Consider the following 12,396-nt stretch of genomic DNA (forward strand, 5'->3'; position numbering starts at 1 on the left):
TCGTGCCTGGAAGGCGGTGAAATAATGTCAACGAAGAATATTGAGGAAAAACAGTATCTGTTAAGGTTTAAGTGTGATACCAAGTCCCATTTGACAGTACTTGATCATGACATCTGTATGACTAAATGTCCCGATAAAATTTGTACAGTATTTTGCCCTGCTGAAGTGTATAAGTGGGAAGGAACAAGGATGCAAGTAGGTTATGAAGGGTGCCATGAATGTGGCAGCTGCCGAATCGGCTGCCCATATCAGAATATAAAATGGGAATATCCGAAAGGCGGACACGGAATTGTTTTCCGGTTGGCCTAAAAATAGAGAAGCTTCTTACGCTCCAATCAACATCCAAGTTTAACACAAGCAACTTATTAAAAAGGACGGTGCTTCCTTATTGAGCATCGTCTTTTTGTTTTTACCTTGTTTTTAATTATTTATTGATACACAATCTGGAAGCCTTGCAAATATTTTCGTAAAATGTTACACTATACAAGAATTATTTTTGTTCGGTGTAAAGGATAGTATAAGATTAACTTTTCGTCTTGATGATCACTGAGTGCAAGGATAGTAACACAATGTGTGCAAAGCACACAGCAGGAGGAAGTAAAAATGGAAAACGGTAAAGTAAAATGGTTTAACTCAGAAAAAGGTTTTGGATTCATCGAGCGTGAAGGCGGAGAAGACGTATTCGTTCATTTCTCAGCTATCCAAGGTGAAGGCTTTAAAACTTTAGAAGAAGGTCAATCAGTGACTTTCGATGTTGAGCAAGGTCAACGTGGAGCTCAAGCGGCTAACGTTCGTAAAGCTTAATAATCAAAATTAAACCAAACAGGCTCTTATAGAGTCTGTTTTTTATTTTAGGCTCTGTTATTATTTATTGTTGATTTTAGTGCAGGTATGAGAATTCTAATAGGCGGGGAATTTCCGTCTAATGGATAAAGAGGAAGCTTAAGAAGCACCTATAAGCGGAGTTATTTCGATTAACTGCTCTAAATAAGTCAAAATCTAAAGATTTGGATAATATAAACGGAAAAACTTCCTTTATTTTTAAGGAAATATGGGTATTTCCCAATTCAAACGGAATTTTACCGTTTATTTTTCAAACATGAGGAATCAACATTCAGTTATAACAGAGACTTATTAAAAAAAACAAAAAAACCCTGCTCACGAATAATGAGCAGGGCACATGAAACAGTAGTTCAAATGGTAGACTCATTGTATCATACATGTTGGGAATAACCTAATGAGATTAAATAAGAGCCAAAATGAATCAATAGTGTAAGGTATGCTTCATATTGTTCTAAAAACAATGTGATCATAAGATACAGGTTGATGGCATTTACACTTTTATTACGATATGTAAGTTTTTTCACAAATGGGAGTAAAAAGAAGGTGAAGCAGAAGGTTACTATTAAGTAGATTTAGCTTATCTTCTCTAAAAGAGCAGCGGAAGAAAGTTCATCTTTGATACTAGATTGAACTAATGAGGAGGCTAATTCATTCGCATAATCAATTAATTTCATATTGGGTGAACAATAGTAGGGAGCTTTCCAATTAAAATCACCTTCGGCTGTTGCCGGATAGATACTAACTTTCCAGTGATAATATATTTTGGGTTGTGGCAGCTGTACTCCTTCAACAGCAATGAGCCAATGGGTAAAGGAGTTATCAGGACAATAAGCATCGGATTTTTGTAATGAGAGCAGGTCATTTATACCGATTGGAATTAATGCCTTTTCATAAAAATCATGATAATTTGGAGTTTTCATCTATATAACCCTCCCTTATAGGTATATCTATATTATATGAAACAGTACCTCCTTATTTGTGTGATAAATGTTAAACTTTTCAAAAAATTATAACGTTTTCACTAAATTATCACAATTACGCCATTTTGTATATAAATTTTTGTAAAAAGTGACCCCTATCACTACCTGCTTATTTGGTTGTTTATATACTTAAATCACTTAAACGATATAGAGGTGAATGGAATATGAGCAGCTGTATGAGTGGTTTTGGCAGTTTGGCCGAGGAAGAATTAAGTGAGGGTCTTGCCCGATTAAGAAGTGAACATCCTGGATTGAGAGCACAAATGGATGGTTTGTATAGTTTAACTGAAAAAATTGCTCAAGATATTGATGTGGAAGAGAATTTTGATAAATTAATCTTTAAGGTTAAAGAGTTTAAAGGTAATTTAGATCCGCATTCTGAAAGAGAAGAAGGTGTTCTATTTCCCATGATGGGTGCTTATATTGGTACCACATCTGGGCCAATTGCCGTAATGGAGTATGAACATGACCAGGCAAAATCAAATATTGCCTCTTTTCTTGATAACGCAGAAGTTGGGGGAACGACAACTGATGAAAAGAAGAAATTAACTGTATTAGTTCAAAATGCATATTTGATTTTAACTGACCACTTTAATAAAGAGGAAAATGTATTATTTCCAATGGCTGAAAGAATGCTTTCCGATCTAGAAAAGGCGGAGTTATTACGAAAGATCAAAGATATACAATAGAAAGGATGGGCAAGCGCCCATCCTGTTTTTTTTGAATTGATTACGCAAACGTATTACCCTTGTTGATTCCATTCCCGAACCTTCTGATCACTTGGAAGCAGGAAGGCAATCAGCCCTAGTAATGGAAGGACGCCCAGCCAAGTAATCATGGACTGCAGGCCAATCCAGTCGGCAATGGACCCGAGTCCGACTGAGCCTATGGCTCCCATTCCGAATGCAAGCCCTACCGTTAATCCTGACATCGTACCAATCTTGCCTGGAACTAATTCCTGGGCATATACCACGGTAACCGAAAAACTTGTCATTAAAATAAAACCTGTAAGCACAAGGAAAATGAAGGCCAATGTTGGCGGTACATGCGGAATCAAAATCGAAAAAGGAACAGTCGCTAACATCGAAAAGGAAATGATACTTTTCTTTCCAAATCGATCTGATAGCGGACCGCCAAAAAAAGTTCCGATTGCACCTGCAACTAAGAATGCAAATAAAAACACTTGAGATTCCTTAATGGATAAAGCATATTCCTTAATTGCATAGAAAGTATAGAAGTTTGTAATCCCAGAAGTATACCAAGTTCTTGCAAAGATTAACAGCAAAATTAATACCAATGTGTTTTTAACTTCTTTAGACAAGCCTTGGCTTTTATCTTTATTTAAATCCTTTTTCTTTACCCGCGGTGCAACTAGTAATCTTTGTTGATACCAATTTGCGATATAAATGAGTAGAATAACCGCCATTGCAGCCACTATGGTAAACCAAGATGCGCCAATTTGTCCCAGGGGAACCAAAACTAGTGCAGTAATCACCGGTGCCAATGCCTGACCGGTATTCCCCCCTACCTGATAAATAGATTGTGCTAGCCCCCGTCTGCTTCCTGCAGCCATATAAGCAACCCGGGAACCTTCTGGATGGAACACGGCTGAGCCCAGGCCTATGAAAATCACGGACAAGACGATCAGTGTAAAATTCCCCGCAAATCCTAAACCAAGGATGCCAAATAAAGTAAAAGTTAGACCAATTGGCAGAGCAAAGGGCATGGGCTTTTTGTCTGTATAAAAACCGACGATTGGCTGCATAACTGACGAAACCATATTTAACGAAAAGGCAATAATCCCTAACTGGGTAAAACTTAAACCCATCGACTTTTCCAGGATGGGAAACATGGCAGGTACAACTGCTTGAATGGCATCATTCAATAAGTGGCAGAGGCCAATGATAAACAAAATTTTAAACATAGTTGATTCCATGGCCTTCGTAGTCTTTGCGGATAAAGCTGCTGGTTGATTCATATAATCCCTTCTTTATTTGTATTGTTTTCCTTATCTTACTACTTAATTACTAAAATAATAAACAATTATTTCTATTTTCGAAATATAAAAATTATAATATTAAAAAGAGATAAATAAAAGGGGGAAATATGGAAAAATCCGTTGAAGTTTTATTTACCCAATCTATTTTAGATCGATTATTAGTTTGCTTTCAGTTGGAAGGAATGGTCAGGAAATTAGGTGACTTTGAAAATTATGTTTTTGAGGTGAATAGGGAAGGAAAGCCGCTAATTTTAAGAATTACACATAGTTCTCATCGGAATAGAACAGAAATTGAGGCTGAGCTAGGTTGGATGAATTTCCTTTACAAAAATAAAGTGAATTGCTCAGAGGTCATTCCGTTGTCTAGTGGTGAATTCATTCAAACTGTAAATGCGGCAGATGGAACTTCTTTTTATGGCTGTCTGTTTTCAAAGGTTAAGGGAGAACCTGTTAAAATGAATTCTAAGCAATATAACGAGGAATTGTTTTATTCTTGGGGGAAAGAAATTGGCAAAATGCATCTGGTCACAAAACAATATCAACCAAAAAAGGGTGAGAGCCTGCGCCCTTACTGGTACGAGGAGGAACTGCTTCGGGTTGAAGACCTTTTTCCGCATGATCCTGAGATAATTGAAAATACGGAACAGCTAATAAAAGAGTTACGAGAGCTGCCGCGGAACCGTAATAATTTTGGTCTAATTCATTCTGACATCCATTCCGGAAACTTTTTCTTTGATGGAGAGGAAATCCACGTGTTTGACTTTGATGATTCCTGTTATCTTTGGTTTGTTTCTGATATCGCCATTCCGTTATATTATTCATTATTTTACGGGTACAATCATGCAAAAGAGGATGAAAAGACAGTGTTTTCTTTATTATTCTTAACCCATTTTACACGGGGCTATGAGGTATACCATCCACTGCCGGAAAAATGGAAAGAGCAGTTATCACTTTTTTTAAGACTGAGGGACATAACACTTTACTCTGTGTTTCATAAAAAAATAGCACCGGAGGACCGGAGTGAACAGTTAAATCAGATATTGGTGGAGTTAAGGCGAAGAATCATTCTAAAAGAAGCGATCGTTCAGAAACTATTTTAAAATAAGTGAATTTGACAGCAATTAAAAAATTTTTTATAATTAATTTTGAAATCAAGATAATTTATTGGATGAACTCTTACCCATCTTATCAAAACTTAAAAGGATGAGTTTCTTATGGAACACGAATCAGTAGAAAAGTCATTAAAGTTATTTATAGTCCTATCAAGAGCATATAAAGCGATTAATGAACATGTAAATAAAGCTATTCAGGCAAACGGATTGAATCCAACGGAATTTGCGGTGTTAGAGCTTCTTTATCATAAAGGGGATCAGCCAATGCAGCAAATTGGCGGAAAAATACTTCTTGCTAGCGGCAGTATCACTTATGTAGTCGACAAACTGGAACAAAAGGGTCTTCTAAGAAGAATTGCGTGTCCGAATGACCGACGGGTAACATATGCTCAAATCACAGAGCAAGGAAAAGCATTTATAGAAGAGATTTTTCCTGAACATGCAAAACAAATTGATCAACTTATGTCAAGTTTGTCTGAATCTGAGAAAACAATTGCCATAGACCTGCTGAAAAGGATAGGAATACCGGCAGGAAAATTTTAATACGGCCAATGGTCGTATTTTTTTTATCGGAGGAATACTATTAATAGTGTTGAATTGATAGTATTGAAAGACTTGAAAGGGGTATAAGCTATGAGCTTTGAAAATTATACATATGAAAGACCAAATTTAGGCGAAGTTTCGGCCAAGTTTGATGAAGTGTTAGAAAGTTTTAAACGTGCAGACACTGTTGAGGCACAAAGCCGGTTTATGGAAGAAATTAATCAACTGAGAAATGAATTAGGCACAATGTTTAATCTTTGCTATATCCGCCACTCTATTGACACCAATGATGAATTTTATAAGGAAGAACAAGATTATATGGACGAAATTCAGCCTGAAGTGGAGGGCTTAGTGACCAAGTATTACCAAGCATTGGTTGACTCGAAGTTTCGCCCGGAGTTAGAAAAAAAGTGGGGAACACAACTTTTTGCCCTAGCTGAAGGACAATTGAAGACTTTTAAGCCTGAAATTGTTTCCTTACTACAAAAGGAAAACCGATTGTCAACGGAATATACCAAGTTGCTTGCTTCAGCTAAAATTCAATTTGAAGGTGAGGAAAGAACACTTGCTCAACTAGACCCGTTCACTGAATCTAAGGATCGTGACATGAGAAAAAGAGCGAGTGAAGCGAAATTTGGCTTTTTTGCTGAACATGAGGAGCAGTTAGACCGAATTTATGATGATTTGGTTAAAGTAAGAACAGAGATTGCCCAAAGATTAGGATTTAAAAACTTTGTCGAACTTGCCTATTATCGAATGATGAGAACCGATTATGATGCAGAAATGGTGGCAAACTTCCGTAATCAGGTGAAAGATTTCATTGTACCGATAGCTACAAAATTAAAGGAACGTCAACAAGCAAGAATAGGTGTCGACCAATTAAAATATTATGATGAGGGTTTTAATTTTCAATCCGGAAATGCTGTTCCAAAAGGGAAACCAGACTGGATTATTGAAAATGGACAAAAAATGTACGAAGAACTTTCTAAAGAAACAGGGGTTTTCTTTAGCTATATGCAGGAAAATAATTTAATGGATCTAGTTGCCAAGAAAGGAAAAGCCGGCGGTGGTTATTGTACATTTATTGAGAATTATAAGGCTCCTTTTATATTTTCCAATTTTAACGGTACATCAGGGGACATTGATGTCTTAACACACGAAGCAGGCCACGCCTTCCAGGTGTATTCAAGCCGTCATTTTGAGATACCAGAATACTACTGGCCAACTTATGAATCAGCTGAAATTCATTCGATGAGTATGGAGTTTTTTACATGGCCATGGATGGAATTATTTTTTAATGAAGATACCGACAAATATAAATTTACGCACCTAAGCGGGGCCTTGTTATTTCTTCCTTATGGGGTTTCCGTAGATGAGTTCCAACACTGGGTCTATGAAAATCCTGCTGCAGCACCTGCGGAACGGAAACGTCAATGGAGGGAAATTGAGAAGAAGTATTTACCGCATAAAAATTATGAGGGAAATGTCTATCTTGAAAACGGCGGCTTTTGGCAGCGTCAGGGTCATATTTATAATTCACCATTCTATTATATTGACTATACGCTTGCACAAATTTGTGCCTTCCAATTCTGGAAGCGGTCAATAGAAAACAGGGAAGAGGCATGGGCAGATTATGTTAAGCTTTGTAATCTAGGCGGCAGTCTATCTTTCACAAAACTTGTTAAGGCAGCTAACCTAATCTCGCCATTTGAAGATGGATGTGTTGAGTCCGTTGTTGGTGTGATAGATGAATGGTTAAGTTCAGTTGAGGATCTAAAATTATAACTAAAAAGCGAAGCCAAAATTGGCTTCGCTTTTTAGTATTAGTTAACAGAAGCAGGTTCAGAAACAACCTTTAGTTCACCATTATCTAGGACAGTGACTAATTCTTTAGCATCAGGATCTTCTAAGATAAAGTCAGCAATTTTATCTTCGAGCTGTTCTTGGATGACCCTGCGGAGCGGACGTGCACCAAACGCTGGATGATATCCAAGTTCAGCTAATTTCTCTTTAGCCTCTTTCTTAATCCTCAATTCAATGTTTTGTTCCTTTAATGTTTCCTGTAATTCGTGGATCATTAAATCGACAATGGACAAGATATGTTCCTTTTCAAGAGAATTAAATTCGATAATGCTGTCGAAACGGTTTAGGAATTCCGGCTTAAAGAAACTGCCAAGGGAGTCAAGGATGCTTGCCTCTTCAATTGCATCGCTTGCTCCAAAACCGACGTGGATAGTTTTATGACCTACCCCCGCGTTACTTGTCATAATAATAACGGTGTCTTTAAAGCTTACCACTCTACCTTGACTGTCGGTTAGACGGCCGTCTTCAAGAATTTGCAGGAACATATGCTGAACATCGGGATGTGCTTTTTCAATTTCATCTAATAAAATGATGCTATATGGATTCCTGCGGACTTTCTCCGTTAATTGTCCTGCCTCATCGTGGCCGACATAGCCTGGAGGAGAACCAATTAATTTAGAAACACTGTGTTTTTCCATATACTCGCTCATATCGAGACGGATCATCGAATCCTTGCTGCCAAATAATTCTTCGGCCAGTGTTTTTGTCAGCTCGGTTTTACCTACCCCAGTAGGACCTGCGAATAAGAAGGAACCAATCGGACGATGTTTTGATTTTAAGCCCGCACGGCTGCGTCTGATTGCCTTAGCTACTTTCTTCACGGCTTTATCTTGACCGATTACCTTCTTTTTAAGGTTAGCTTCTAATTCACGCATCTTCAGCTGTTCATCTTGCTGCAATTTACCGACTGGAATTTTTGTTTTTTCTTCAATGATTTTTTGAATATCAGAAACTGTAACAACAGGTCTAGTTCCAGTTGAGTCGGCATTTACTGCTTTTTCTAGTTTTGCTTCCTCATCTCGGAGTATGGCTGCCTTTTCATATTGTTCATTTTTAAGTGCTTCTTCTTTTTCAAGAGCAATCTCTTTTAATCGTTTTTCCACTTGTTCAGTGTTTTTGTAATCCGAAGTTAGATTTAATTTCGAACCAGCTTCGTCAAGCAGATCAATGGCCTTATCCGGTAAAAAGCGGTCTTGAATATATCGTTGTGATAACTGTACACAAGCGTGTAGTGCTTCCTCAGAATAGGTGACCTCGTGATAGTCTTCATATTTCTTTTGAATACCTTTTAAAATTTCAATTGCAGCTTCTGTAGTTGGCTCAAGAACATGAACTGGCTGGAAGCGGCGTTCTAGGGCAGAGTCCTTTTCAATTTGACGGTATTCTTTTAAAGTGGTAGCACCAACAACCTGTAACTCGCCTCTGGCAAGGGCTGGTTTTAAAATATTCCCTGCATCCATTGAACCTTCAGCTGATCCTGCACCAACTAGTAAGTGAATCTCATCTATAAAAAGAATAATATTTTTTCGTTCCTGTAATTCTGAAATTAATTGTTTCATTCTTTCTTCAAATTGACCACGGATACCGGTATTTGCGACAAGTGAGGCAACATCTAATAAGTACACCTCTTTATTGCGTAATTTACCTGGAACATCTTCGCTGGAAATTTTCAACGCTAGACCTTCAGCAATGGCTGTTTTACCGACACCTGGCTCACCAATTAAAACTGGATTATTTTTATTTCGTCTATTTAAAATTTCAATTACACGTTTTATTTCTTCATGACGACCAATGACTGGGTCAATTAAACCTGCCTTTGCCATTGTGGTAAGGTTTCGTCCAAACTGGTCAATAAAACCGTTATTGGAATGTTGTCTTTTCCCAGCATGGGTTGAATGATCAATCGTCTCTTCAGCTTGTGGAAATCCTTTCGCGATAAAAAGGTTATCAAATGGGAAGTTAGGAAATGAATTCATATTTGAACTAAATCCTGCACCTAAAGATTGCTTTTCTTTTGTATAGCATTCGTGGCAGAGTTTCATTTCCTTACGTTGTCCATTAATATTCAAACTTAATTGTACTTTGGCCTGATTTTGCTGACATTGTTGACAAAACATAAGCAAATTACCTCCTACTATTCATTCATTTATTAGTTAATCATAAATATTGACTTTGACTTTGACTATCTTTGACCTTGTAAGCATAGTATACTCTGACCTTTTTTGACTTTCAAGTAGTTTGTTTAAAGAAATGATTTCCAAAATACGAAAAAGCTCGTCTTTGTTTGTCCCTTCTTTCATATATTGATGATAAGGGGGAGATTAGGTGAAGAAGAGTTGGACTCAAGCTTTTCAAATCGCTGCAGTTTATGTGGGAACTGTAGTAGGGGCCGGATTTGCCACAGGCAAAGAAATTGTTGAGTTTTTTTCTCGATTTGGTTTATTCGGTCTAATCAGTATTATTATGAGCGGTTATCTCTTTATTATATTGGGTTCAAAGCTGATGAGAATGGCTGCCTATATAGATGCAAAATCATACCAAGAGTTTAATAGGTATTTATTTGGTAAATGGCCAAGCAGAATTATCAACGTCTTTATGCTATTTATGCTTCTTGGCGTAAGTGCAGTAATGCTTTCAGGCGCGGGGGCAGTATTTGAGGAACAACTGGGCCTATCAAAAAACGTCGGTGTATTTTTGACCATTATACTTTCAATCCTCGTCATGTTAGTTGGCACAAAAGGTCTATTTGCTGTAAATACGTTTGTAGTTCCTTTAATGATTAGTTTTAGTGTTATCCTTATGATTTTTTCAGTGCAGCTGCCGAATTTCATCGACCAATTAGTATATATACCCCATGCAGATGATGGATGGAAAAGTGTAGTAGCACCATTTTCATATGTGGCATTAAATCTTGGTTTAGCTCAGGCTGTGTTAGTACCAATTGCCTCTGAAGTAAAAGATGATTGGACGATTAAATGGGGGGGGATTCTAGGGGGAGCGGCTTTAACATTAATATTAGGTGCAGGTCATTTTACCCTAATTATGCTGCCGGATTTAGACCAGTACAATATTCCGATGGCAATTGTTATGAAAAACCTCGCACCCTTCCTTTATTGGATTTTTGTTCTCGTGATTTATGGTGAGATTTTCACATCAGTGATTGGAAATGTCTTTGGTCTTGATCGTCAATTGAAGCAATATTTGTCTATTCCTACAATTATTTCTGTTACCGCTATTTTTTTAGTGTCCTATCTCATAAGTCTGGTGAACTATGGGACGTTATTGTCCTATCTATATCCCTTATTTGGGTATATTTGCATGACCTTTTTTGTCTTGCTGTGGATGAAGCCTTTTCAATTTAATAAAAAAAAATGAACAGCTGTGAACTGACAGCTGTTCTTACGTTAATGGCATTATCATAAAAATCATCATATCAAAAATGAGGTGAGAAACAATGACTAGCGGCATGCTTCTCTTCCAATAATATAGTCCCCCCCAAGCAAGCCCGGAGACAAAGGCTGCAAAAACTAACAAGAAGGAACCTGAATAAATATGGACGGATGCGTAAAAAACGGAGCCGAGTAAAATGCTCCAAATGGGTTTGAAATATTTTAAAAGGCTTTTTTGAATAAAACCGCGCCAGAAAAGTTCTTCACCTGGTGCTGCAACCAATATAAGGGCAATATATTGCCAAAAAGCCTTAGGAGCATACCAGCGGTACAATTTATTAATGGATTTTTCAATAGGAAGGTCCATTATTTGAGAAGCTTTAAAACCAAACCAAAAAATAAAAAATAACAAGAAACCAGATAAAGCTCCGAAAAATATATATTTAGCAAACGATGCTTCATCATCCACTTCTCCTTGGAGCATCGCATATGCAATTAAAATAAGGATTGATCCGGAAAAAATATACCAGAATATTGTTTTATCATGGAATGAAAAATAAATAAGTGCATGTGCAATGATGAACCCCAGAATAAGTCGTAAATCTAGGAAGCGTTTTTCCATCCTAACTAGCTCCTTTTTAAATCAATAAAATTTATTTTAACAAATAAGTTTTTTAAAAGGAAATGATTTCTTTAAACATTTTATCCAAATCTGCTGATAAGAACTTACTTAAAAGAAAAAAATAAGAAGGAAAGGAGTGAGTAGGGTGAGTAAATCTAAGAGCCAGCAGGAACGGGAATGGACCGTTCGTAAACAGGATCAGAATCCACACGGCAAAGTAAAGTCTCTAAAGCAGATTTCGAAGGAAACTGATCAAGGAAGGTAAATAAATAAAAAACCTCGCCAATTTGGCGAGATTTTTTATTATTAAGGATAGAAATGTCAGTAAAATTGTTACATTTCTACCAATCTATTACTTAATAAGCGCTTTCTTTTACCACTTTATAGTTTTTATGATTTACAACTGTACGCTGATCCAATTCTAGATCACGGTAATTATCCATAATTGTTAGGTCGACTATAACAGAGTTTTCATTTACCTTTTCAACTATCCCTTGCAGGCCACCGCGAAATTCAATGATATTACCTACTTCTGCTTTTCTCATTAGTCTCTCTCCTTTGGCTTCAAAAACTATTAATAAATTGTTTATATAACAGTTTGCACTATCTTTTACATTTCGTAAAGGCTTTTGTTTGACAATTATGTTAATTCTTTTAGAATATTATAGTTTATGAAAGAAAATTAAAAAAAGTACAGAAAACGCTTACAAAGATCAAGTGGAGAATTAGACAAATTTGCATTAAAATATAGATGAAAAGGTGGGTGCTTTTTTATGAATGAAGAATTAGTAACCGAAGTATTAGATAAACTTATGACAGGCGAGCTTTCAGAATATTATATAAAAAATGAAGACTTTATGGATTTTAGAATGGTCTTAGTGAAGAGAAAGGATTTTAAACACTTCCGTGGAATCGGTCAGCGAGGCGGGGATGTTCTTTATCAATATCTTAAAGAACCAAGAAGTTAATAACTTTTGGTTGTGTTAAAGGTGACTGTTGATTTTGGAACAATGTTGATTGGAGCGGATAAGCTCGACTCCTGCGG

General features: G+C 36.8%; 14 protein-coding genes. 9 read left to right on the forward strand and 5 right to left on the reverse strand.

What is annotated here, in order from left to right:
• The first annotated feature begins 24 nt into the window (after positions 1–24).
• Both V7266_RS02900 and V7266_RS02905 read left to right on the forward strand, forming a co-directional pair.
• On the forward strand, positions 25–309 hold the full coding sequence (locus V7266_RS02900) for a ferredoxin family protein (RefSeq protein ID WP_098526926.1): 285 nt from the start codon (positions 25–27) through the stop codon (positions 307–309).
• A gap of 294 nt (positions 310–603) precedes the next feature.
• Positions 604–804 (forward strand): cold-shock protein, encoded by a 201-nt coding sequence (locus V7266_RS02905; protein ID WP_160723702.1) that lies wholly within the window; start codon positions 604–606, stop codon positions 802–804.
• A gap of 611 nt (positions 805–1,415) precedes the next feature.
• Here the strand turns inward: V7266_RS02905 and V7266_RS02910 are convergent.
• Positions 1,416–1,763, reverse strand: a complete 348-nt coding sequence (locus V7266_RS02910) for a hypothetical protein (protein WP_335465721.1) — start codon at positions 1,761–1,763, stop codon at positions 1,416–1,418.
• Between the two features lie 224 nt (positions 1,764–1,987).
• On the opposite strand from V7266_RS02910, the gene V7266_RS02915 reads away from it, so the two are divergent.
• Complete coding sequence (locus V7266_RS02915) at positions 1,988–2,512, forward strand: hemerythrin domain-containing protein (protein WP_335465722.1); 525 nt, start codon at positions 1,988–1,990, stop codon at positions 2,510–2,512.
• A 53-nt stretch (positions 2,513–2,565) separates the two neighbouring features.
• Here V7266_RS02915 and V7266_RS02920 read toward each other — a convergent pair whose 3' ends face one another.
• Positions 2,566–3,801: an MFS transporter gene (locus tag V7266_RS02920; RefSeq protein WP_335465723.1), complete on the reverse strand. Its 1,236-nt coding sequence runs from the start codon at positions 3,799–3,801 to the stop codon at positions 2,566–2,568.
• A 128-nt stretch (positions 3,802–3,929) separates the two neighbouring features.
• Here V7266_RS02920 and V7266_RS02925 point away from each other — a divergent pair, with 128 nt between their 5' ends.
• The 3 genes from V7266_RS02925 to V7266_RS02935 all read left to right on the forward strand — a co-directional run bounded on the left by V7266_RS02925 (position 3,930) and on the right by V7266_RS02935 (position 7,262).
• Positions 3,930–4,922 (forward strand): phosphotransferase enzyme family protein, encoded by a 993-nt coding sequence (locus V7266_RS02925; protein WP_335465724.1) that lies wholly within the window; start codon positions 3,930–3,932, stop codon positions 4,920–4,922.
• Positions 4,923–5,036: 114 nt separating this feature from the next.
• Positions 5,037–5,477, forward strand: coding sequence for a MarR family winged helix-turn-helix transcriptional regulator (locus V7266_RS02930; protein WP_335465725.1), 441 nt, complete (start codon positions 5,037–5,039; stop codon positions 5,475–5,477).
• 90 nt (positions 5,478–5,567) lie between these two features.
• On the forward strand, positions 5,568–7,262 hold the full coding sequence (locus V7266_RS02935; RefSeq protein ID WP_335465726.1) for a M3 family oligoendopeptidase: 1,695 nt from the start codon (positions 5,568–5,570) through the stop codon (positions 7,260–7,262).
• 38 nt (positions 7,263–7,300) lie between these two features.
• Here V7266_RS02935 and V7266_RS02940 read toward each other — a convergent pair whose 3' ends face one another.
• Positions 7,301–9,457 (reverse strand): ATP-dependent Clp protease ATP-binding subunit, encoded by a 2,157-nt coding sequence (locus V7266_RS02940; protein ID WP_335465727.1) that lies wholly within the window; start codon positions 9,455–9,457, stop codon positions 7,301–7,303.
• A 208-nt stretch (positions 9,458–9,665) separates the two neighbouring features.
• Here V7266_RS02940 and V7266_RS02945 point away from each other — a divergent pair, with 208 nt between their 5' ends.
• Complete coding sequence (locus tag V7266_RS02945; protein ID WP_335465728.1) at positions 9,666–10,715, forward strand: YkvI family membrane protein; 1,050 nt, start codon at positions 9,666–9,668, stop codon at positions 10,713–10,715.
• 24 nt (positions 10,716–10,739) lie between these two features.
• On the opposite strand, the gene V7266_RS02950 is transcribed toward V7266_RS02945, so the two are convergent.
• Positions 10,740–11,351, reverse strand: coding sequence for a CPBP family intramembrane glutamic endopeptidase (locus tag V7266_RS02950; protein WP_335465729.1), 612 nt, complete (start codon positions 11,349–11,351; stop codon positions 10,740–10,742).
• A 145-nt stretch (positions 11,352–11,496) separates the two neighbouring features.
• Here V7266_RS02950 and V7266_RS02955 point away from each other — a divergent pair, with 145 nt between their 5' ends.
• Positions 11,497–11,616, forward strand: a complete 120-nt coding sequence (locus V7266_RS02955; protein WP_235743018.1) for a DUF6254 family protein — start codon at positions 11,497–11,499, stop codon at positions 11,614–11,616.
• Positions 11,617–11,707: 91 nt separating this feature from the next.
• On the opposite strand, the gene V7266_RS02960 is transcribed toward V7266_RS02955, so the two are convergent.
• The gene (locus V7266_RS02960; protein ID WP_098526935.1) at positions 11,708–11,896 is read right to left on the reverse strand and encodes a YkvS family protein; all 189 of its coding nucleotides are present in this window, start codon (positions 11,894–11,896) and stop codon (positions 11,708–11,710) included.
• A gap of 228 nt (positions 11,897–12,124) precedes the next feature.
• Between V7266_RS02960 and V7266_RS02965 the strand changes: the two genes are divergently transcribed.
• Positions 12,125–12,319, forward strand: a complete 195-nt coding sequence (locus tag V7266_RS02965; protein ID WP_335465730.1) for a hypothetical protein — start codon at positions 12,125–12,127, stop codon at positions 12,317–12,319.
• The last annotated feature ends 77 nt before the right edge of the window (positions 12,320–12,396 follow it).

It is taken from the genome of Neobacillus drentensis (assembly GCF_036965645.1).
GTDB classification, from domain to species: Bacteria; Bacillota; Bacilli; order Bacillales; family Cytobacillaceae; genus Neobacillus; species Neobacillus drentensis_D.